Raw genomic sequence first — 22061 nt, forward strand, 5'->3', positions numbered from 1 at the left:
TAGAGTGCGACCTTTGCGGAAATGGGGAGACACGAGAGTGATGACGGAGAAGACGGCGGCAAGCACCGCCACCGGGGCGGAGGCGGCCGCGCCTGACGGCTGGGCAACCCGGGCGATATCGGGCACTTCACAGATATTCGGCACCCGCGGGCGGCGCGTCCGGCGCGGCATGACGGCACTCGCGCTCGGTGCGGTGCTGCTCGGCGCGGCGGCCTGCGGCGGCAACGCGGACGCGCACTCCGACTCGCCGGGCGGCAAGAACGGCTCCGCCGCCCAGGGCCAGTCCGCGGACAACGCCTCGCAGGCCAAGCTCACCGTGACGCCGGCCAACGGCGCGACCGGCGTCGACACGGCCGGTGGGCTCAAGGTGGCGGCGGCGCAGGGCAAGCTCACCAAGGTCACCGTCACGGCGAAGGACGGCACCGCGGTCGACGGCACGATCTCCGCGGACGGCGCCAGCTGGACGCCGAAGGGCAACCTGCGCACGGGCACGCAGTACTCGGTGGCCGCGACGGCGACGGACGCCAAGGGCAAGCAGGCCACCAGCCAGTCGTCCTTCACCACCCTCACGCCGGGCGACTCGGCCACCAACTACGGCATCTTCAACGTCAACCCGAACGCCACGTACGGCGTCGGCATGGAGGTGTCGATCCGCTTCAACCATGCGGTCACCAACCAGGCCGACGTGCGGCACGCGATCACCGTGACCGCCGAGCCCAGCGTCCCGGTCGAGGGCCACTGGTTCAGCTCGCAGCGCCTGGACTTCCGCCCGGAGGCCTACTGGGCGCCCGGCACCAAGGTCACGCTGCACATGAAGCTGGACGGCGTGAAGATGTCCAAGACGACCTACGGCAAGCAGTACAAGGACGTCTCCTTCACCATCGGCCGCTCGCAGACCTCGGTCGCCGACAACAAGGCGAAGACGCTGACCGTCTACCGCAACGGCAAGGTGCTGCGCACCCTGCCCGCGAGCCTCGGCGACGCCCAGCACACCACCTACAACGGCAAGATGGTGATCGAGGAGAAGTCCAAGGTGGTGGACATGGACTCGCAGACCGTGGGTCTGGGCAACGCCTACCACATCAAGGACGTCCCGCACGGCATGCGGCTCTCCGACTCCGGCACCTTCGCGCACGGCAACTACTGGCGCCCCTCGTCGACCTTCGGCCACGAGAACACCAGCCACGGCTGTGTCGGCCTGCACGACGTCAAGGGCGGCAACGACCCGAGCACCCCGGCGGCGTGGTTCTACAACAACTCGCTGATCGGCGACGTCGTCCAGGTCGTCAACTCGCCGGACAAGACCATCCAGCCGAGCAACGGACTCAACGGCTGGAACATGTCCTGGTCCGAGTGGGTCGAGCACTGATCCACCCCTGAGGCCCTCCCGGCCTCCCCTGCCGCAGCCCCGCAGGCCCCGCCCCGCGCCCACCGCGCCGGGCGGGGCCTGCGGGGTTCCGCATGCCGGGCTCACCGCGGGGAGGGCGCCCGGCCACGGCGCGGGCACCCCCCGGGCACTAGCGGAAGCGCTACGGGCGGGCCCGGCCGCCGGTCGGGCGGAAGCGGAAGAGGACCGGGATCACGGCAGCGGCCGCCGCGGCTGCCGCGCAGGTCCCGGTCGCCAGGGCCAGTTCGGGCCAGGGGACGGCCAGGGGACCCGGGGCGGACAGGCGGGCGAGGGCGGCGTGCAGGACGGCGAGGTGGAGCGCGGCGGTCAGGACGCCGAGGGTGGCGCCGACGGCGACGGGGAGGAGGGACTCCGCCGCCGTCAGGCGGAGGAGCTGCAGGCGGGTCGCGCCGGAACGGCGCAGGAGCGTCAGCTCGTGGGCGCGGGCGGCCGTGGACACGGCCTGGGCGGTCGCGAGGGCGAGGACGGCGTAGAGGAGGGCGATGCCCAGGGTCAGGGCGAGGCCGAGGCGGGTGGCGGCGGTGGCGTGCGGGGCGGTCGCCCTCGCCCACGCCGGGCCGGTGCGGACGTCCGCGCCGGGCGCCGCGTGGCGCAGTGCCGCCGTGACCGTCGCGGGGGACGCGCCCGGGGCGAGGCGGATGCGGACCACGGTGGGGGCCGCGCCGGGCGGGGCGTTGCGCGGGGTGACGTAGACGCCGTTGTCGCCGGTGCCCTCCGCCAGGACGGCGGCGATCCGCAGCCGGCGCGGGGAGCCGTCGGCGCGCCACACGGTCACGGTGGCGCCCACCGTGTGCCGCTGCCATTCGGTGTTCACGACGATCGAGCCGTCGTCAAGGCCGGCGAGACTGCCCGCGACGACCGGCAGCCGTACGGTCTCCGGCAGCGTCGCCGGGTCGACGGCCCAGCCCTGCGCGCGGACCAGCGCCACCCCGTCCTCAAGTGTGGTGACGGGTGCGGGCGTTTCGGCGGAGGCGGTACGGACGCCGGACGCGGTGCGGACGCGGGCCAGCTCGGCGGGATCCAGGCCGCCCGGCGCCGTCAGGACGAGGTCGGCGGTCGTCGCGCGGGCGATCTCCGCGGATTTCGCGGCGTTCACGGTCGCCACCGCACCGGGCAGCGCGCCCGCGAGCGCCACCATCGCCACGACCGGTGCCGCCACCGCGGCCGTCCGCTGCGCCGCCGCGGCCGCCTGCGCCCGGACGAGCCGGCCGTGTGCGCCGAGCAGCCGCAGCAGCGGGCGTACCAGCGCGGGCGACAGCGCCGCGGCGGCCGCGACGAGCAGCATCGGACGGCTCACGTAGGACTTGCGGTGCAGCAGGTCGGCGGGGTCGGCGTACAGGGAATACGTGGTCAGGCCGAGCGCCGTCAGCAGCAGGGCGCCGCCCGCGAGGGCCCGGCCCCGGGTCAGGGCGCGGAGCTGTGTGTCCGCCTCCCTCAGGGCCTCCGCCGGTGCGGTGCGGCCCGCGCGCCACGAGGCGGCCGCGCTGCCGCACAGCGCGGCCGCGGCCGCGGTGCCCACCGCCGCGGGGTACGGCCACACGTGGCCGCCGCCCGCGGCGAACCACGGGGGCGCGAGGCCTCCGCCGGTCATCCAGCGGGCCAGCGCGCCCGCGCCGTACGCACCGCCGAGCGCGCAGCCCGCCGCGGACGCGGGCAGGGCGATCAGCAACTGCTCGGCCAGGACGCGCCGGCGCAGCCTGCCCGCGGTCGCGCCCGCGAGCCGCAGCAGCCCGAACTCCCGGCGGCGCGCCGCCACGGCGAGGGCGGTCACGGACGACACCGCGAAGACGACGACGAAGCCGGTCACGCCCGCCGCTGTGCCGAGGACGACCTCCACGCCGGTCAGGGCGGTGCGGTCCGCCGCCGCGTCCGGGTCGGCGGCGCGCCTGGCCGCGCCCGTCAGCACGGTCGCGCCGGGCGCGCTCGCCCGGACCGCGCGGCGGACCGCGGCCGGATCCGCGTCGACGGCCACCTGGAAGGTGAGCGGGGAGACCTGGGCGGCGCGGGCGTCGGTGAAGAAGAGGGCGTGCTCGAACGGGCGGGGTGCCTCCACGGTGCCGACGACGTGCACCGTGCCACGGGAGGTGCCGAGGGCGGTGCCGGGCGCGGCCCAGCTGCCGCCGGCGGCGACCTCGTCGGGCGCCTCCGGCGCGCGGCCGCCGGTGAGGCGGTAGCCGCCGAGCGGTGCGGTGGACCAGGGGTGGCCCGTGAGATTTGCGGGGGCGCCCGCGCTCGTGGTCCGCACGGCGAAGGAGCGGTCGGCGACCACGCCCCCGAGGGCGCTCAGCTCCTGGAGCAGGGACGCGGGGAGGGGGCGTGGGCCGGGGAGGGCGGTGGTACGGGTGCCGTGCGCGGTGGGTACGCGCAAGGTGGCGTCGCCCCTGACCACCGCCCGGGCGTGGGCGAAACGCTGCGGGGTGCCCGGCGGCGGGCCCGCGAGGGCGGAGGCGAGCGCCTGGAGCAGTGCGCAGACGAGGCCGCCGGCGACGACGAGGGCCGCCACGGTGGCCCAGCGGGCGCGGGAGGAGTTCACGCCGTCACCACCCCGCCGGCCGTGCCCGCCGCGCGGGGCGCGGTACCGCCGGGCACTCCGCCCGCCGGGCCGGGCCCGCATGGCGCCGCCGGTGTCACGCGGCCCGCCGCCAGGGCGATCGTGCCCGTCACGTAGGGGGCGGCGGCGGCCGGGGAGTGGGTGATCATCACGACCGTGCTGCCCGCGAGGGCCATGTCGCGGAGGAGGGTGAGGACGTGCCCGGCCGCGCGGGCGTCGAGCGCGGACGTGGGCTCGTCGGCGAAGAGGACGGCGGGGCGGGTGACGAACGCGCGGGCGAGCGCGACGCGTTGCTGCTGGCCGCCGGAGAGGTGGGCGGGTCGGTGGTGGGCGCGGTCGGCGAGACCGACCGCGGCGAGGGCGTCGTGGACGGCGCCGGGGGCGGGGCGGCGGCCCGCGAGGCGGAGGGGGAGGGCGACGTTCTGGGCCGCGGTGAGCCCGGGGAGCAGGTTGCAGGCCTGGAAGACGAAGCCGATGCGCTCGCGGCGCAGCCGTGTGAGGCGGGCGTCGCGCAGCCGGGTGAGGTCGGTGCCGTCGAGGGTGACCGTTCCCGCGGTGGGGCGTTCGAGGCCCGCCGCGCAGTGCAGCAGCGTGGTCTTGCCGGAGCCGGAGGGGCCGGTGACGGCGGTGAAGGTGCCGCGGGCGAAGCGCAGGGACACCTTGTCGAGGGCCGTCACGGTGCCCCCGGCGGCCGGGTAGGTCCGGCTGACCTCGTGGAGGGTGAGCACGTCTTCGTTCATGCCCTCCAGCCAACTCGGCGCGGGCGGCGGGGACATCACGGCTGGGGCGAGTCCTGGGGGTATGCCTGGCACTACCCCGGAGGTGGGGCCCGCCCGGTCGCGGGGGCCGGGGGCGGGCTCCTACGGTGGCGGCATGCGTGACCGTACTGTGTGGCAGGCCCTGGCCAGGGGGCGTTTTCTGGTGTCGGCGTGGCCGTGGCGGGCGGCGGCGTACCTGGCCGCGGGGGTGCCCGCGGGGGTGCTGACGCTCGTGGTGCTGGCCCTGCTGCTGGCCGTGGGCGGGGTGCTGTCGCTCGCGCTCGTGGGCCTGCCGGTGCTGGCGCTCGCAGCCCTCTCGGGCCTTCCGGTGGGCGCCTTGGAGCGGCGCCGGATGCGCCTGGTGGACGCGGGCCCCGCGCCCTCCCCGCACCGGGAGCCTCCCGCGCCGGGGCCGGGGAGCTGGGCGCTGGCGCGGGCCCGGGAGGGCGCGACGTGGCGCGAACTGGGCTACGCCGCTCTGCTCGCGCTGGTGCTGTGGCCGCTCGACGCGCTCGTGCTGGCCGGTGCGGTGCTCGTACCGGGGGCGCTGCTCGCGGCGCCGGCCATGCTCGCGCTGAACGGCGGCACCTCGACGAAGGTGCTCAAGTCCTGGACGGTGCACGGCTGGCCGCCCGCCGTGGGGGTGGCGCTGCTCGGGCTGCTGGGCCTCGCTGCGGGCGGCTACGTCGTGGGCGCGGCGGCGGGCGTACGGGCTGCGGCGGCCCGCGCGCTGCTCGTACCGGCGGACGCGAAGGCCCGTGTCACCGAACTGACGCGTTCCCGCGTGCGGTTGGTGGACGCCTTCGAGGCGGAGCGGCGGCGCATCGAGCGCGATCTGCACGACGGCGCCCAGCAGCGGCTGGTCGCGCTGACGATGACGCTCGGTCTCGCGCGCCTGGACGCCCCGCCGGGGCCGCTGGCCGAGCAGCTGGCGAAGGCCCACGAGCAGGCGGGCGCCGCGCTGGAGGAGTTGCGGGACCTCATTCACGGCATCCACCCGCGGGTGCTCGCCGACTACGGTCTGGCGGCGGCCCTCGCGGACGCCGCCGAACGCTCCCCCGTCCCCGTGGACGTCCGCCTCGACCTGGACGTACGGCTGCCGCCGCCCGTCGAGGCGGCGGCGTACTACGCGGTGTGCGAGGCGCTCGCGAACGTCGCCAGGCACAGCCACGCCGGCCGTGCGGAGCTCACCGGCGGCTACGCGCGCGGCCTGCTGAGCCTCGACGTCCGCGACGACGGGCGCGGCGGGGCCGCCCCGGAGCGTGGCAGCGGGCTGGCGGGACTCGCCGACCGGGTCGCGGTGGTGTCCGGCACACTGGCCCTGACCAGCCCGCCCGGCGGTCCGACCCGACTGCGAGTGGAGATCCCGTGCCGACCGACCCCGACCGCGGGCTGAGCGTCGTCGTCGCCGAGGACAGCGTCCTGCTGCGGGACGGCCTGACCGGCCTGCTCACTCGGTTCGGCCACCGGGTGGTGGCGGAGGCCGGCGACGCGGCCGCCCTCACCGCGGCGGTCGCGGAGCACCGTCCCGACATCGTGCTCACCGACGTCCGCATGCCGCCCGGCTTCCAGGACGAGGGCCTGCGCGCGGCGGTCGCCCTGCGGACCCGGCACCCGGGCCTGCCGGTGCTGGTCCTCAGCCAGTACGTCCAGCGCGCCTACGCCGCCGACCTGCTGGACTCCGGCGACGGCGGCGGCGTCGGCTACCTGCTCAAGGACCGGATCGGCCAGGTCGAGGAGTTCGTCGCCGCCGTCGAGGACGTCGCCGCGGGCGGCACGGTCGTCGACCCCGAGGTCGTACGGCAGTTGCTGCGGCGGCGGCGCGACCCGGTGGAACGCCTCACCCCGCGCGAGCGCGAGGTGCTCGCACTCGTCGCGCAGGGCCACTCCAACCGGGCCGTCGCGCGCGAACTCGTCGTCTCCGAGGCGGCGGTGGGCAAGCACATCGGCAGCATCCTGACGAAGCTGGACCTGCCGATGACGGACGACACCCACCGCCGGGTGCTCGCCGTCCTCGCGTTCCTGCGCGCCTGAGTGCGCCGCCCGGCCGGGCGTCAGCCGCCGAGGAGCGCCGCGCGGACGGCGCGCTCCACGAGGGGGGCGGCGTTGGCGTGCTCCCTGGCGTTGGGGTGGAGCAGCGTGGCGCGCTTGCCGAGGGAGGCGCAGTCGAAGGGCAGGCCGGCGGGCGGGGCGGCCGGCCAGAAGGGCCCGGCGTCACCGCAGATGCCCTCGATCCACTGGGCGTCCTCGGGCTCGCACACGTCATGGCCGACGCTGGAGGTGTAGAGGTCGACGTAGACGCCGCCCCGCCTCGCCGTCTCCTGGCGGATGATCCTGTTGAGGGCCTTCAGGACGTCGTCGCGCAGCCAGTCGATGTCGGCCGGGCCGATCGGGCCCAGCTGCGTGGGGCCCCCGGTGCAGACGCCGCCCCGCTCGGGCAGCACGGCCGGGTAGCCGACGGTGACCACGGTGGCCCGCGGCGCCGCGCGGTGCAGGTCGCCGAGCATCCGGCGGTAGTCGTCCCGGATCCGGGCGAGCCTCGCGCCGAGTCCCTCCTCGCCCGCGGGCGGATGTGTGAAGTGCTCCCGGCACGACAGGTGGGAGAGGCTGAGCTCCAGGCATTCGCCGAAGGGCAGGGCGATCCCGCCGATGCCGACGGTGACGACTCCCGTCCGCTCGCCGAGCCCGGCCCGCCGGATCTGCGGTGCCACCGGGGGCCAGGCACCGGGGTCGCCGCCGGGAGGATCGACCGGGCTGGTGGGCTGCTGCTGCTCCCTCGTGACGTCGCCGATGTCGGCGTTGTCGCAGGCGACGTCGGTCAGGTGCACCGGCCTGTCCGGCGGGCGGGCGGCGAACCCCCGCTCGACGAGGTCGGGGTAGGCGTTCGCCGTCCGGTCGCAGCCGTCCCGCGCCGGATCCCCCAGCGGGGGCTGCGGGGCGCCGATGAAGAGCCCGGCGGTGTACGAGTCGCCGAGCGCCGCCCACTCGTACGGGCCGGCACGGCCGGCGGCGGCCGGCTGGAGCAGCGCGGCGAGTGCCACCGCGGCCAGTCCCACCACGAGCGCCCGCGGGCGCGGTACGGGGTGCGGCATGGTTCCTCCGGCGTGAGCGGACGGCGCCGGGCCCCGTCGCGGCACGCGGGCCGCCCGGGGGCGGACCCGGCGTGACACCGCACATCACCGCACAGCCGGACCCGCCGCGGGGCGCCCGCCGAATCGTCACATCTATCGTGTCGCCGCCCGCGACGGCGGTCAGGCGGTCGCGTCGAGGTCCGGCGGGGCCGCCTGGCGCCAGGAGTCCAGGAGGATGTCGTGCAGCTCGGCCCGGTCGTCGAGGGCCGCGAGCCGCGCCCGTACCCACGAGGAGTGCGCCTCGTGCGCGGGCACCCAGAACTTGCCCGGCTCCGAGGCGATCAGCTCCGCCCGCTCGGCGCGCGGGCAGCGCACCGCGAACGACGTCCCGTCGTCCGGCACGGTGACGAACATCCGCCCCGCGACATGGAAGGTCGGGATGTTCCACAGCTCCTTCTCCGCGGTGAGCGGGAACGAGAGCGCGATACGGCGGACGTCTTCGGGACCGAGCATTCTCCGCATGCTAACCGGCGGCCCCGCCGCGCGGGACGAGTGCCCGCAGGTCGGCGAAGAGGCGGTCGTGGGCCGCGGCGGCGGCCGGGTCGGTCAGGTCCATGCCCTGGATGAAGCCGTGCGGCAGGCCCGGTTCGCACCGGTGGCGTACGGGCACGCCCGCGCCTGCGAGGCGCCGGGCGTACGCGTCGCCCTCGTCGCGCAGCGCGTCGTGCTCGGCGGTCACGACCAGCGCGGGCGGCAGCCCCGAGACGTCCGCGGCGTGCAGCGGGCTGACGGCGGCGCGGCGCGTGGGGTCCGGGACGTATGCGGACGCGAAGTACGCGAGCGCGTCGGCGTCCAGCCCATGACCGGTGCCCTTCTCGGCGACGGAGGGCTGTGCCAGCGTCAGGTCGGTGTTCGGGCACACCAGTGCCTGGAGGCCCGGCAGCGGCCCGCCCTCGTCCCGCAGCGCCAGGCACGCGGCGGCCGCGAGGAAGCCCCCCGCGCTGTCCCCCGCCACGGCCGCGGGCCGCGCCCACCGCAGCACGGCGAGGGCGTCCTCCAGCGCGGCGGGGTGCGGGTGCTCGGGCGCGAGGCGGTAGTCGACGGCGAGCACGTCCACCGCGCAGGCGCGTGCGAGACGGCGGCAGGTGCGGTCGTGGGTGTCGAGGTCGCAGAAGACGAAGCCGCCGCCGTGGAGGTAGACGACCAGCGGGACGCCCTCCCGGGCGGGGGAGGCGGTGCCCGGCCCCTCCGCCGTGCAGCGGTACGCCCGCAGGCGCAGACCGCCCGGCCCCACCAGGTCGCGGACGGCGGGCAGTTCGGGCCCGCGCGGCCGGGTGGCGGCGCGGTCGCGGGCTCCGGCCCGGAGCCGGTCGAGGAAGTCGGGGGGCAGCACGGCGGTCACCTCCCCGCGGGGGTACGGCGCGGGGCACGCGGGTTGTGCGGACCCGTCCCGCCCCGGCGCCTCGTGCGCGGGGCCCGCACGGGGCGGTGGACGGCCGCCCTCGGGCCCGCCGCAGTGCGCCGCGGCGGGTGGGCGGCGACCGGGTGCTCGCGCCCGGCGGCGGGGACCTGCTCGGCGTCCGGGACGTCCGTGCGGGGCGTGGCCCGGCCGTTCCCGGTGCGCTCGGCGATCCGCGGCACCGTCACCGCGGTGAGGCCGCGCCCGGCGGCGAGCACCGTGGCGCCCGGCGGCGTGTCACGGGCCGCGCCGCGGTGCGCCTGGCCCGTCTCGTTCCACAGTTCCGGCACGCCGGCAGTCTAGGCACCGCACCCCGCCCGCCCGGCGGCACCGTCCGGACCGGGGCCCGCCCGGGCGGGAAGGTCCGCTCCGGCCGCCTCACCCGAGGCCCTCCTTCGCCGCCCACGCGGTGACCGCGGCCGCGATCTCCGCCGGGCGGTCCTCCGCCGCGTGGTGGCCCGCCTCGCCGCAGGGGACCGTGGTCAGGGCGGCGACGTGGGACGCGCACCAGGCGGCCATCGCGTCGGTGATGCCGAGGGTCGGGGAGCCGGTGAAGGTCATCAGGAGCTTGGGGACGTCGTGGGAGGAGGCGAGCCAGGGGCCGTACGCGGCGATGCGGGCGACGGTGTCGGCGGGCTCGCCGTCGACGGGGAGCTGGCGGGCCCAGGCGAGGAGCGGGCGGCGGTCGGCCTCGGTGGGGTAGGGGGCGAGGAAGAGGTCGAGGTCGGGCTCGGAGAGGGGGGTCAGGACGCCGCCGGAGAAGGCCGAGCGGACGAGCTGGTTGTCGCCCGCGATCATGGCCTCGCCGGTGCCGGGGGTGCGCAGCATGCGGGTGCGCTCGACGGACCGCGGGCTCAGCTCCGCGCTGTCGAGGGGGCGCGGGAAGGTCTCGAAGAAGGCGATGCCCGCGACGCCTCCGGGGTGCCGCGCGGCCCGGTCGAAGGCGAGGACGCCGCCCCAGTCGTGGCCGACCAGCACGACGCGTTCCAGGCCGAGCGCGTCGAACCAGGCGTCGAGGTAGCGGGCGTGGTCGGCGAGGCGGTACGGGATGTCGGGCCGCCCGGAGCGGCCCATGCCGATGAGGTCGGGGACCAGCACCCGGCGCCCGGCGAGACCGGGGAGGACCTTGCGCCAGGAGTGCGAGTTGCCCGGGTTGCCGTGCAGCAGGACGTACGGGGTGCCGGGGGCGGAGGGCTCCGACTCCGCGTAGTACATGGTCGAGTCGAGGACGTTGACGGTGGGCATGCGGCGCCTTCGCTGGATCGGGCAGAAACGTTGGTGGGACGAACGTTTGTGACGCGAACGAACGTACATCGTTAGTCCGACTAACGCAACGGCGTTACACTTCCCCCATGACCGACCCCGCCCCCGCCGCCCGCCGCACCCCCGCCCGGCTGCGCACGCTGCCCAGCCGGCTGCTCGGCCTGGCCGGGATGTGGAGCGACCGGCGGATCGCCGACGGGCTCGCCACGGTCGGCGCCCACAAATGGCACTACGCGGTGCTCGCCGCCCTCCAGGAATTCGGCCCCGCGAGCCAGGCGGAGCTGAGCGACCGCTCCGGCATCCACCGCTCCGACATGGTCGCGGCGATCAACGAGCTCGCCGGCGCCGGCTACGTCGCCCGCACCCCCGACCCGTCCGACCGGCGCCGCAACGTCGTCACGATCACCCCCCGCGGCCACCGCCGCCTCGCCCGCATCGACGCCCTCCTCGCCGACCTCCAGGACGACGTCCTGGCCCCCCTGACGGCCGCCGAACGCGCCGAACTCACCCGCATGCTCGGCCTGCTGGTCGCCCACCACGGCGACCCGATGTGAGCCCGTCGCCCGCACCTCCGGCTCCGGCCCCCCGGGGGAACCGCCGGCCGTGAGCAGGGCGGCGTGATCCGGCCCGGGACCGTGCGGAATCGCGGCGTACGGTCGCGGCCGGGACCCCGCCAGGGGCCGGGAGGCAGCGGCCGTGACGCTTCGGGCCCGCGCTCGGCGGGGCGATGCGGAACGTCATGAGGGGCCGGCAGGCACACGCGCGCCGACCGGTTACGGCGGAATCCTCCCCTCCGGTCACTGCCTCCGCTCAACGCAGAATCTTGCGCAAGAAAGTTACTTTCTATCAATGCGGAGCACGGATATTGCGGTGCTGTATCCGCGACATTACGGTGCCCCTTGCGTCGACGCTCCATCCCCCACCGGTGCAGATCGCGGTCTGCGCCCGAAAGGAGCACGTGATGTTCCGCATGTCCCCCCTCCCCCCACGCCGCAGAAGACAGGGTCCGCCGGGCGGTGGCAGTACGGGCGGTCCGCGGCTGCGCCGGGCCGTCGCGGTCGCCGGCAGCACCGCACTGCTGACCAGCGGCGGGCTGCTCGCCCTCGGCAGCCCGCCCGCGTACGCGGCCGGTGCGACCGGCGGCAGCGGTGCGAACCTGCCCTACGTCGAGGTCCAGGCGGAGAGTTCCGCGACCAACGGCACCGTGATCGGGCCCAGTTGGGCCGCGGGTCAGCTCGCGGACGAGGCCTCGTACCGCAAGGCCGTGACGCTCTCGGGCAGCGGCAAGTACGTCACCTTCACCACGCCGGTGGCGACCAACTCGATCGACTTCCGCTACAGCATCCCGGACACCTCGGGCGGCTCGGTCTACACCGCCCCGCTGTCGTTCGCGATCAACGGCGCCGCGCAGCAGGACTTCACGCTCACCAACGCCTACAGCTGGTACTACGGCAGCTACCCGTTCACCAACTCGCCGGGCAGCAACCCGCACCACTTCTACGACGAGGTGCACCGGCTGCTGCCGCAGACGTATCCGGCCGGCACCACCTTCACCCTCACCGTGCCCTCCGGCGGCACCGCCACGACGCTCGACTTCGCGGACTTCGAACAGGTCGGCGGCGCGCTCGCACAGCCGTCCGGCTCGGTGTCGGTGACGGGCAAGGGCGCCGACGCGACGGGCGCGGCCGACTCCACCGCGGCCTTCAACGCGGCGATCTCGGCGGCCGGTCCGGGCGGCACGGTGTGGATCCCGCCGGGTACGTTCAAGATCCCCGGGCACATCGCCGTCAACAACGTGACGATCGCCGGCGCGGGCATGTGGTACTCGACCGTGACGGGCGCCGCGCCCGGCTTCTACGGCAACTACCAGCCGAACCCGAGCACAGGCGTCCACCTCAAGGACTTCGCGATCTTCGGCGACGTCCAGGAGCGCAACGACGGCGCGCAGGTCAACGGCATCGGCGGCGCGCTCAGCAACTCCACCGTCGACCGGGTGTGGATCGACCACATGAAGGTCGGCGCCTGGATGGACGGGCCGATGGACAAGCTGACCTTCAGCGCCGTGCGGATCCGGGACACCACCGCGGACGGCATCAACTTCCACGGCGGCGTGACCAACTCGACCGTCACCAACAGCGAGATCCGCAACACCGGCGACGACGGCATCGCCACCTGGGCGGACTCCTCGCTCGGCGCCGACGCCAACGACACGATCTCGAACAACACCGTCGAGACGCAGATCCTCGCCAACGGCATCGCGATCTACGGCGGCCACGACAACACCGTGAGCGGCAACCTGGTGCAGGACACCGGCCTGGCGCAGGGCGGCGGCATCCACGTCGGCCAGCGCTTCACTTCCACGCCGGTCGGCACCACCACCATCACCGGGAACACGATCATCCGCGCCGGCAGCCTCGACCCGAACTGGCAGTTCGGCGTGGGCGCGCTGTGGTTCGACGGCTCGCAGGGCGCGATCAACGGCCCCATCAACGTCAGCAACGCGCTGATCGAGCAGAGTCCGTACGAGGCCGTTCAGTGGGTCGAGGGCACCGTCTCCGGGGTCAGCCTCAGCAACGTCACCATCGCGGGCACCGGCACCTTCGCGCTCCAGGAGCAGACCGGCGGCGCCGCCAGGTTCACCGACGTCACCGCCACCGGCGTGGGCGCGTCCAGCCCCGTCTACTCCTGCGAGGGCGGCAACTTCGCCGTCACCGACGGCGGCGGCAACTCCGGCATCTCCGGCACGCCCTTCTGCGGCGGCTGGCCCACCCCGGTCTTCCCGCCCTACCCGGCGAGCGGCGTGACGGCGAGCCCGGGCGCGCTCAGCTTCGGCTCGGTGGCGACCGGTTCGGCCTCGGCGGCGCAGACCGTGACCGTCACCAACCCGACCGGCTCGGCCGCGTCCGTGAGCGCGCTGTCCACCTCCGGCGACTTCGCGCAGAGCAACACGTGCGGCAGCTCCGTCCCGGCGAACGGCTCCTGCACCGTCAGCGTCACCTTCAGGCCGACCGCGGCGGGCCCGCGCACGGGCACCCTCACCGTCACCGCGGGCGGCAGCACCAGCACCGTCGCGCTGTCGGGCACCGGTACCGCGCCCGGCCCGGTGCTGAACACCAACCCGGCGAGCCTGTCCTTCCCGGCCACGGTCGTCGGCTCCACCGCGGCCTCCCAGACGGTGACGGTCACCAACTCCGGCACCACCGCGGCCACCATCTCCTCGGTGGCGGCGACCGGTGACTTCACCCAGTCCAGCTCCTGCTCCTCGCTCGCCGTCGGCGCGTCCTGCACCGTGACGGTGGCCTTCAGGCCCACCTCGGGCGGCACCCGCAACGGCACGCTCACGCTCACCAGCAACGCCAACAACAGCCCCACCACGGTGGCGCTGAGCGGGGCGGGCATCGACGGCAGCACCGACATCGCGGTCGGCCGCCCGGCCACCGCGAGCTCGTCCAACGGCAGTTACACGGCCGGCAACGTCACCGACGCGGACGCGTCGACGTACTGGGAGAGCGCCGGCTCCTTCCCGCAGTGGGTGCAGGTCGACCTCGGCCAGGCCACCGACGTCGGCAAGGTCACGCTCAAGCTGCCGCCGTCCACGGCCTGGGCGACCCGCAGCGAGACGCTGTCCGTGCTGGGCTCCACGGACGGTTCGAGCTTCAGCACGCTGTCGGCCCCGGCGGCGCGGACGTTCGACCCGAACGCGAACGGCAACACGGTGAGCATCACCTTCACGGCGGCCACCGCACGCTACGTCCGGATCAACGTCACCGCCAACACCGGCTGGAGCGCGGCCCAGCTGTCGGCGCTCCAGGTCTTCCCGAGCGGCGGCACCACCCCGGCGTCGGGGACGCTCTCGGCGAACCCGTCCTCGCTCACCTTCGCCACGCAGGCGCCCGGCACCACCAGTGCCGCGCAGAACGTGACGCTCACCAACACCGGTTCGGCGGCGGCCGCCATCTCCTCGGTCGCCGTGTCCGGTGACTTCTCGCAGACGAGCACCTGCGGCTCGTCGCTCGCGGCGGGCGCCAGCTGCACGGTCGCGGTGAAGTTCACCCCGACCGCGTCCGGCACCCGCACCGGCACCCTCACGGTCACCGGCAACGCGTCCAACAGCCCCACCACCGTGGCCCTCTCCGGCACCGGCACGGGCTCGGCGAGCACCAACCTGGCGGCCGGCCGCGCGACCAGCGAGTCCAGCCACACCGACGTCTACCCGTCGTCCAACCTCACGGACGGCAACCAGGCCAGCTACTGGGAGAGCGCCAACAACGCCTTCCCGCAGTGGGCGCAGGTCGACCTCGGCTCGGCGGCGAGCGTCGGCAAGGTCGTCCTCCAGCTGCCCGCGGGCTGGGGCGCGCGCAACGAGACGCTGTCCGTGACCGGCAGCACCGACGGTTCGGGCTTCAGCACGCTCAAGGCGTCCGCGGCCTACGCGTTCACGCCGGGGGCCGGCAACACCGTCACGATCACCTTCCCGGCCGCGACCGCGCGCTACGTGCGGGTGACGGTCACCGCCAACGACGGCTGGCCCGCCGCCCAGCTGTCCGAGCTGCAGGTCTGGAACGCCTGACCGTCCGGGCCTGCGTGACGCGCGGTGCCGCCGGGTGCACAGGACCCGGCGGCACCGCGCGCTGTCCCTTCCGTGCCGCGGGAGCGGTACGCGCGCGGGCCCCCCACGGCACCCCGTTACGCTCCACCCCATGGAACGCACCCTGCGCGAGATCCTGGACGACGCGGCCCGCGGGGCGTTCCCGCCCGCGGACGGCGGGACGACGATCGTGCCGCAGGACGCGGAGCGCGACGCCGGGGTCATCGGTTTCACCGCGCACTCCGTCGTCTTCACCGACGAGGACCCGGCGTGGGTCCGCGCGCAGCTCGCCGCCGCCGACGGCGACCCGCTGTCGGCCGCCCTGCACCCCCGCTTCCTGACCGCGCTGCTCGACCGCGCCGGCCGCCGCACCGGCACGATCGACCTGCTCGCCGTCGCGCAGCCGCTGCCCGGTCCGCCGCCGCTCCCCCTGGCCGTGACCGACGACCCGGCGCACCCGCGGGTGGCCCGCGCGCTGGATCACCGCGACGGTGTACGGGTCTGGACGGCGGACGGCGGCCGCGGTGTGCTCGTCCTGGGCCGCGGTGTGGCCGGGCGCTGGGAGGCCGCGGTCGAGGTGGAGCCCGGTGCCAGGGGCCGCGGTCTGGGCGCCGCCCTCGCGACCGCCGCCCGCCATCTGGCCCCCGGCCCCGTATGGGCCCAGCTGGCCCCCGGCAACGCCCGCTCCGTCCGCGCCTTCCAGTCCGCGGGCTTCCGGCCGGCCGGCGCGGAGTCCCTGCACGTCCGCTGAGACGGCCGCGTGACGCAGGTCACTTTCCCCCGGGGAAATATGCGGGGACTCCTTCCCCGTTACATGCACGTGAATGAAAATCCGGGGAGCACGTCCCCGGATCGCCGACACGGACGTGGAAGGAGGCGACCGGCGTGACCACCGTGGCAGACACGACCGAGACCGCGGGTCCCACCGCGCGTACCGGGGAGGCGACCGGAGGGGCCAGGCCGCACCGGCCGCGGGCCGACGCGGTACGCAACCGCGAGCGGATCGTGGCCGCCGCGCGCGACGCGTTCGTCGAGTACGGGCCGGAAGCCCCGCTCGACGAGATCGCCCGGCGCGCGGGCATCGGCAACGCGACCCTCTACCGGCACTTCGCCGACCGCCACGCGCTCGCGCACGCCGTGCTGCTGAGCGTCGTGACCCGCACCGCGGACCGCGCGGTGGCGGAGGCGGCGAACGTCGCCGCCGGCGGTGACGCGTCCGCGGCCCTCGGCCGCTTCGCGCACGCCGCCGTCGACGAGAACGTCGGCGCCCTGTGCGGCCTGCTCGTCGGCCGCGCCGACGCCCACTCCCCCGAACTGACCGCCCAGAAAGCGCGGTTCGAGGCGGCTGTCGAGGAACTGATGGCACGGGCCAGGAGTGCCGGGGCGCTGCGCGCCGGCGTGACCCGTACCGACCTCATGGTCGTCCTGTCCCGCCTCACCCGCCCGCTGCCCGGCGTCGACTGCCCGGGCGACGACGTCCACCGCCACCTCCAGCTCTTCCTGGACGGCCTCACGAACCAGCAGTAGTCCCGACAACTCCCGCGGGCGCGACGGAGCGCCCGGCCACCGGCCGACACCGGCGCGACGGCACGACAGCCGAGCGCCCGGCCCCTTGTTGCCTCTTTCAGCCGCGGCCCGCCGCAGGCCCACCGCATTGCGTACCGAAGTGGACACCCTCATGCCTGAAAACGCGCTCCAGCCCGACCCGCGGCGCTGGAAAGCACTCGTCTTCATCTCCCTCGCCCAGCTGATGGTCGTACTCGACTCGACCATCGTGAACATCGCGCTGCCGAGCGCCCAGCACGACCTCGGCATCTCCGACGCCAACAAGCAGTGGGTCATCACCGCCTACGCACTCGCCTTCGGCGGGCTGCTGCTCTTCGGCGGCCGCATCGCCGACCTGTGGGGGCGCAAGCGCGCCTTCGTCACCGGCCTGACCGGCTTCGCACTGGCCTCCGCGATCGGCGGCGCCGCCACCAACGAGGCGATGCTGCTCGGCTCACGGGCCGCGCAGGGCCTGTTCGGCGCGCTGCTCGCGCCCTCCGCGCTGTCGCTGCTCGCGACGACTTTCACCGACGCCCGTGAACGCGCCAAGGCCTTCGGCATCTTCGGCGCCATCGCCGGCGGCGGCGGTGCGGTCGGCCTGCTGCTCGGCGGTGTGCTGACCGAATACCTCGACTGGCGCTGGACCTTCTTCGTGAACGTCCCCTTCGCGGTGATCGCCGCGCTCGGCGCCTACTTCGTGATCCGCGAGCCGGCCGGCGGCCGCAACCGCTCGCCGCTGGACATCCCCGGCGTGCTGCTGTCCAGCCTCGGACTGATCTCCCTGGTCTACGGCTTCACCCGCGCGGAGTCCGCGGGCTGGGCCGCGGCCTCCACGATCGCGCTGCTGGCGGGCTCGGTGGTGCTGCTCGCGTCCTTCGTCGCCGTCGAGTCCCGGGTGCGGCACCCGCTGCTGCCGCTGCGCGTCGTCGCCAACCGCAACCGCGGCGGCGTCTACGCCTCGCTCGCGCTGGCCATCATCGGGATGTTCGGCGTCTTCCTCTTCCTCACCTACTACCTCCAGGTCGTCCAGGGCTACTCGGCCGTGCGCACCGGCTTCGCCTTCCTGCCGATGGTCACCGCCTTCGTGATCGGCTCCACGCAGATCGGCGCCCGGCTGGTCAACCGGCTGCCCGCCCGCGCCCTGATGGCCCCCGGCTTCGCCACCGCGGCGGTCGCGATGCTGCTGCTGACCCGGCTCGGCGTCGGCTCCTCCTACCCGGGCGTGATCCTGCCGGGCCTGGTGCTGCTGGGCCTGGGCATGGGGACGGCCTTCATGCCGGCCATGTCGCTGGCCACCTCGGGCGTCGAGCCGCGTGACGCGGGTGTGGCGTCGGCGATGGTCAACACCTCGCAGCAGGTGGGCGGCGCGATCGGCACCGCGCTGCTGAACACGCTCGCCGCCTCCGCGACCACCACCTACCTCGCCGCCCACCACGCGGCGGGCCCGGCGGCCGCGAAGCTCACGCAGTCCCACGCCCTGGTCCACGGCTACACCCACGCGATCTGGTGGGCCTTCGCGATCGAGGCCGCCGCGGCCCTGATCGCCCTGACCGTGGTCCGCGCACCCCGCCCGTCCTCGATCCGCGTCGCCTCCGGCTCGGACACCCCGTCCGGCGAGGCCGCGGAGGCGGAGAAGGTCCCGGTGGTCGTGCACTGACCGTCCGACCGCCTCACCCCTTCCGCCCCGCCGGGTCCCGTTCCCGGCGGGGCGGAGGGCTGTCCGGGCAGGCCGCGTGCGTCCGATAACCGCTCATGCCGCTCCCCTCACCGCACAGTCCCTCTTGCGCTGTACCTGACAACACCTGCACACTGCACCAGCCTGTGCGGCGGCCTTCCGCCCCGGACCGCCCCGACCGGGCGCCCGGGCGCGGGTGACCGCCGGGGGCCGACACCCCGATCGGCCACAACCCCGAGGAGAGTCAGATGCACCTGCGCGCACGCGCCAAGCTGTTAGGCATGGGAGTGGCCGCCCTGACGGCCGTTCCGCTCGCGATCATCGGCCCCGCCGGGGTCTCCCAGGCGGCGGCCGGCTCCGGCCAGTCGACCGCGCACTCGTGTGCCACCCCCGCCCGGGGGCACGCCTCGTGCCAGGCGATCGTCCGTACCGACATCGCCGCGGCGAAGACGGTCGCACCGAACGCCACCCCCTCCGGCTACGGGCCCTCCAGCCTCCAGTCCGCCTACAAGCTGCCCTCCTCGACGGCGGGCGGCGGCCGTACGGTCGCGATCGTCGACGCCTACGACGACCCGACCGCGGAGGCCGATCTCGCCGTCTACCGCGCCCAGTACGGGCTTCCTGCCTGCACCACGGCCAACGGCTGCTTCAAGAAGATCGACCAGAACGGCGGCACCAGCTACCCGGCCAAGGACGGCGGCTGGGCGCAGGAAATCTCGCTCGACATCGACATGGTCTCGGCGATCTGCCCCAACTGCCACATCCTGCTCGTCGAAGCGAAGACGTCCAGCTTCGCCAACCTCGGTGCCGCGGTGAACCGCGCCGCCGCGACCCCCGGCGTCGTCGCCATCAGCAACAGCTACGGCGGCTCCGACGCCTCGGACTCCAGCTACGGCTCCTACTACAACCACCCCGGCATCGCCGTGACCGCCAGCTCCGGCGACTCCGGCTACGGAGCGAGCTACCCCGCCTCCTCGCACTACGTCACCGCGGTCGGCGGCACCACCCTGAACACCGCCTCCACCACCCGCGGCTGGACCGAGACCGCCTGGAGCGGCGCCGGCAGCGGCTGCTCCAGCTACAACACCGCCCTCAGCGGCGCCGCGTCCTTCGCCACCGGCTGCTCCAAGCGCGCCGAAGCCGACGTCTCCGCCGTCGCCAACCCCTCCACCGGCGTCGCCGTCTACGACAGCACCGCCTACCAGGGCTCCTCCGGCTGGATGGTCTTCGGCGGCACGAGCGTGTCGTCCCCGATCATCGCCTCGGTCTACGGACTGGCCGGCAACACCGGCTCGATCGACAACAACTACCCCTACACCCACTCCACCTCGCTCTTCGACGTCACCTCCGGCAGCAACGGCAGCTGCTCGACGTCGCAGTGGTGCAAGGCCCGTACCGGCTGGGACGGCCCCACCGGCCTCGGCACCCCGAACGGCACCGGCGCCTTCTGACCGGAGCCCGGCGGACGGAACCGCCCCCGCGGCAGACCTGCCGCGGGGGCGGTTCCGTGTCGTACGTGCCGTGTCAGATCAGGCGGGCCTCCGGGGCTCGGTCGGGGTCGGCCGCGGCGTCGGCGGACCGGCGGGGCAGGCGGGCGCGGGCGAGCTGCCAGGCTCCGGGGCCGACCGCGGCGATCAGCAGCAGGCTCCAGCAGAACATCGCGGCCGCCTCGCCGCCGTTCTCGATCGGCCACAGCGCGCGCTTCTGGTGCACGGTGAAGTACGCGTACGCCATGGCGCCGGAGCCGAGGAAGGCCGCGGCCCGGGTGGTCCTGTCACCGGAACCGGCGCAGACGAGCACCCCGCAGACGAGCTGGATGAGCCCGGCCCACCACGAGGGCCAGGCCCCCGCGTGCGGACGGCCGCCCTCCGGGCCGCCGAACATGCCGAGCACGGTGGACGCACCGTGGCAGGCGAAGAGCAGCCCGACGACGATGCGGTAGAGGGATAAGACGTAGGGGCGTGCAGCGTCGATCCGCTTGTCGAGATCCAAGGTGTGCTCCTTAGGTGTGGGGGGAGCAAGCGGTGCCGGTCCGGCGCTGGGCGCCGCCCCGGCACCACGGCATACGGACCCCGCGCCGAAGTTGTTCACCAGAAAACAAAACTTCTCCCACCCGACCCGCCGACCCCTCTGTTTTCGGCCATCCCGCGCGCCCTGCCACGGGCCACTCTTTCGGGGGATTCGGTGGACGACGTGTGCGTAGTGGTGCGAAGCTCGGCGCATGACTGAGCCACTGGCCGCGCCGCCCGAGGGTCTGCTGATCAAAGAGGCCCAGATGGGCATGAAGATCTCCCAGCGGGAGGCCGCGCGCCGGGCCCGGATGAGCGAGGCGCGCTGGCGCCAGCTCGTGTCCGGCTACCAGCTGGTGCAGCGCACGCACGTCGCCGTCCGCAGCCCCGGCAAGACGCTCGCCCGGATGGCACGCGCGGTCGGCGTCACCGCCGAGCAGCTCTCGGCCGTCGGGCGCGAGGACGCGGCGGGCGCGCTGCGCGAGGTCGAGCAGGAGGAGGCCGCGGAGGCCGCCGCCGAACTGGCCGCGGCGGAGGCGCTGGGGGACGCGGGCCCGAGCCGGGTCGACGAGCGCTGGCACATCGTCGAGGCCGTGCTGCGGCAGGCCCGCAGCGGCCTCACCAAGGGCGAGTACGCGGTCCTCGCCGACCGCGTGACGTCGTACATGGCGCCCCGCGCCTGACGTACGGCCGGCGCCGTCAGGGGGCCGGCCCCCTGACGGCGCGAGGGGTCAGCTCGGGCGGCGCCCCACGTGGACGGTGGTGCCCATCAGCAGATACGCGTCCGGGCGGTGCAGGATGCCCTCGGGCGCGTCGGGGTCGGTGAGCACGGCCAGCGTGTCGCGGTCGGCCTGCGAGAGCAGCCCCCCGGCGACCTTGTCGCGCAGGCGCGTGAGGTGCGCCAGCAGGTAGTCCCGCCCTGCGGGGACGAGCGGCGCGGGCAGGTCCAGCAGGCACGTGAAGCTCGTGACGTCCGTGAGCCCGGCCGTCCGCAGCATCCCGGGCCAGTCCTCCACGACGGGCTTGCTGCCGGGCAGCTCGGCCCGCATCGCGTCGAACCACTCCTCCTGCACCGCGTCCAGCCGCGCCGTGAGGCCCGGGACGCCGCGGCCGATGTCGCGCGGCAGGTAGCGCAGCGGCAGGCCCCCCTCGGCGACCGCGAGCACACCGCCGGGGCTCAGAACGGCCGCGAGCGCGTCGAGGGCGCCCTGCTGGTCGCCCAGGTGGTGCACGGCCCTGCTGCTCCACACCAGGTCGGCGGGACCGAGATCGGGGTCGAGGCCGCCGTTCAGCTCGGCGGCCCGCACGCCCACCCGCCCCTGGAGGCCCAGGGCGGCGGCGCGGGTGAGGGCGCGGTCGAGCAGCGGCTGCGAGCCGTCGACGGCGACGGCCTCGGCGGTGCCGAACTCCTCGGCGAAGACGCAGGTCATGACGCCGGGGCCGCTCCCGACGTCGAGGACCCGGCGCACCTCGTGGCCGCCGCCGGTCCCGTCGGCGAAGGTGTGCAGCCGGGCGGCGACGTCCCGCAGGGCGGGCAGCTGGAGCTCGCCGGCGGCGATCAGGTGGTCGGACATCTCCTCCCAGTCGATCCCGGTGTCGTGTCCGTGACCGTGTCCGTGGCCGCCGTGGCCGTGCACGCTGCCGTGGTTCCCGTGCTCGTGGCCGGGGGCGGTGTCCGTGTGAGCGCTCATGCCGGGCAGCGTGCACCCGTGACGTACCGCACGGCAATTACCG

At 75.1% G+C, this 22061-nt stretch carries 19 protein-coding genes; 10 read left to right on the forward strand and 9 right to left on the reverse strand.

What is annotated here, in order from left to right:
- Positions 1 to 37: 37 nt before the first annotated feature.
- The gene (locus ACH4SE_RS01090) at positions 38 to 1369 is read left to right on the forward strand and encodes an Ig-like domain-containing protein (RefSeq protein WP_398541146.1); all 1332 of its coding nucleotides are present in this window, start codon (positions 38 to 40) and stop codon (positions 1367 to 1369) included.
- Positions 1370 to 1529: 160 nt separating this feature from the next.
- Here the strand turns inward: ACH4SE_RS01090 and ACH4SE_RS01095 are convergent, their stop codons facing one another.
- Complete coding sequence (locus ACH4SE_RS01095; RefSeq protein ID WP_398541147.1) at positions 1530 to 3941, reverse strand: FtsX-like permease family protein; 2412 nt, start codon at positions 3939 to 3941, stop codon at positions 1530 to 1532.
- Positions 3938 to 4699 (reverse strand): ABC transporter ATP-binding protein, encoded by a 762-nt coding sequence (locus ACH4SE_RS01100; protein ID WP_398541148.1) that lies wholly within the window; start codon positions 4697 to 4699, stop codon positions 3938 to 3940. Before ACH4SE_RS01100 ends, ACH4SE_RS01095 begins: the two co-directional genes overlap by 4 nt.
- A gap of 133 nt (positions 4700 to 4832) precedes the next feature.
- Here ACH4SE_RS01100 and ACH4SE_RS01105 point away from each other — a divergent pair, with 133 nt between their 5' ends.
- Together ACH4SE_RS01105 and ACH4SE_RS01110 are read left to right on the forward strand one after the other, a co-directional pair.
- Positions 4833 to 6113 carry a sensor histidine kinase gene (locus tag ACH4SE_RS01105; protein WP_398541149.1) on the forward strand — a complete coding sequence of 427 codons (1281 nt, stop codon included), beginning with the start codon at positions 4833 to 4835 and terminating at the stop codon, positions 6111 to 6113.
- Positions 6086 to 6751, forward strand: coding sequence for a response regulator (locus ACH4SE_RS01110; RefSeq protein ID WP_398541150.1), 666 nt, complete (start codon positions 6086 to 6088; stop codon positions 6749 to 6751). Before ACH4SE_RS01105 ends, ACH4SE_RS01110 begins: the two co-directional genes overlap by 28 nt.
- Before the next feature lie 20 nt (positions 6752 to 6771).
- Here ACH4SE_RS01110 and ACH4SE_RS01115 read toward each other — a convergent pair whose 3' ends face one another.
- From ACH4SE_RS01115 to ACH4SE_RS01135, 5 genes are all read right to left on the reverse strand, one after another.
- Entirely contained in the window at positions 6772 to 7809 is a 1038-nt protein-coding gene (locus ACH4SE_RS01115) for an SGNH/GDSL hydrolase family protein (RefSeq protein WP_398541151.1), read from the reverse strand.
- 159 nt (positions 7810 to 7968) lie between these two features.
- A complete protein-coding gene (locus tag ACH4SE_RS01120) occupies positions 7969 to 8301 on the reverse strand; it encodes an MmcQ/YjbR family DNA-binding protein (RefSeq protein WP_398541152.1) in 333 nt (110 codons plus the stop codon).
- A 10-nt stretch (positions 8302 to 8311) separates the two neighbouring features.
- The gene (locus ACH4SE_RS01125) at positions 8312 to 9181 is read right to left on the reverse strand and encodes an alpha/beta hydrolase (RefSeq protein WP_398541153.1); all 870 of its coding nucleotides are present in this window, start codon (positions 9179 to 9181) and stop codon (positions 8312 to 8314) included.
- A gap of 5 nt (positions 9182 to 9186) precedes the next feature.
- On the reverse strand, positions 9187 to 9537 hold the full coding sequence (locus ACH4SE_RS01130) for a hypothetical protein (protein WP_398541154.1): 351 nt from the start codon (positions 9535 to 9537) through the stop codon (positions 9187 to 9189).
- Positions 9538 to 9625: 88 nt separating this feature from the next.
- Complete coding sequence (locus ACH4SE_RS01135; protein ID WP_398541155.1) at positions 9626 to 10492, reverse strand: haloalkane dehalogenase; 867 nt, start codon at positions 10490 to 10492, stop codon at positions 9626 to 9628.
- A gap of 107 nt (positions 10493 to 10599) precedes the next feature.
- Here ACH4SE_RS01135 and ACH4SE_RS01140 point away from each other — a divergent pair, with 107 nt between their 5' ends.
- From ACH4SE_RS01140 to ACH4SE_RS01165, 6 genes are all read left to right on the forward strand, one after another.
- Positions 10600 to 11064, forward strand: coding sequence for a MarR family winged helix-turn-helix transcriptional regulator (locus ACH4SE_RS01140; RefSeq protein ID WP_398541156.1), 465 nt, complete (start codon positions 10600 to 10602; stop codon positions 11062 to 11064).
- Between the two features lie 407 nt (positions 11065 to 11471).
- The gene (locus ACH4SE_RS01145; RefSeq protein ID WP_398541157.1) at positions 11472 to 15080 is read left to right on the forward strand and encodes a choice-of-anchor D domain-containing protein; all 3609 of its coding nucleotides are present in this window, start codon (positions 11472 to 11474) and stop codon (positions 15078 to 15080) included.
- A gap of 130 nt (positions 15081 to 15210) precedes the next feature.
- Positions 15211 to 15849 (forward strand): GNAT family N-acetyltransferase, encoded by a 639-nt coding sequence (locus tag ACH4SE_RS01150; RefSeq protein ID WP_398541158.1) that lies wholly within the window; start codon positions 15211 to 15213, stop codon positions 15847 to 15849.
- Positions 15850 to 15983: 134 nt separating this feature from the next.
- Positions 15984 to 16625 (forward strand): TetR/AcrR family transcriptional regulator, encoded by a 642-nt coding sequence (locus tag ACH4SE_RS01155; RefSeq protein WP_398541159.1) that lies wholly within the window; start codon positions 15984 to 15986, stop codon positions 16623 to 16625.
- A 151-nt stretch (positions 16626 to 16776) separates the two neighbouring features.
- Positions 16777 to 18300, forward strand: a complete 1524-nt coding sequence (locus tag ACH4SE_RS01160) for an MFS transporter (RefSeq protein ID WP_398541160.1) — start codon at positions 16777 to 16779, stop codon at positions 18298 to 18300.
- Between the two features lie 266 nt (positions 18301 to 18566).
- Positions 18567 to 19769: a peptidase S8 gene (locus tag ACH4SE_RS01165; protein WP_398541161.1), complete on the forward strand. Its 1203-nt coding sequence runs from the start codon at positions 18567 to 18569 to the stop codon at positions 19767 to 19769.
- Between the two features lie 73 nt (positions 19770 to 19842).
- Here the strand turns inward: ACH4SE_RS01165 and ACH4SE_RS01170 are convergent, their stop codons facing one another.
- Positions 19843 to 20310 (reverse strand): DoxX family protein, encoded by a 468-nt coding sequence (locus ACH4SE_RS01170; protein ID WP_398541162.1) that lies wholly within the window; start codon positions 20308 to 20310, stop codon positions 19843 to 19845.
- A gap of 229 nt (positions 20311 to 20539) precedes the next feature.
- Here ACH4SE_RS01170 and ACH4SE_RS01175 point away from each other — a divergent pair, with 229 nt between their 5' ends.
- Entirely contained in the window at positions 20540 to 21010 is a 471-nt protein-coding gene (locus ACH4SE_RS01175; protein WP_398541163.1) for a hypothetical protein, read from the forward strand.
- Between the two features lie 48 nt (positions 21011 to 21058).
- Here the strand turns inward: ACH4SE_RS01175 and ACH4SE_RS01180 are convergent, their stop codons facing one another.
- On the reverse strand, positions 21059 to 22018 hold the full coding sequence (locus tag ACH4SE_RS01180; protein ID WP_398541164.1) for a class I SAM-dependent methyltransferase: 960 nt from the start codon (positions 22016 to 22018) through the stop codon (positions 21059 to 21061).
- Positions 22019 to 22061: the final 43 nt, after the last annotated feature.

The sequence above is a fragment of the Streptomyces sp. NPDC020983 genome, from assembly GCF_044333485.1.
In the GTDB taxonomy this organism is placed as follows: Bacteria; Actinomycetota; Actinomycetes; order Streptomycetales; family Streptomycetaceae; genus Actinacidiphila.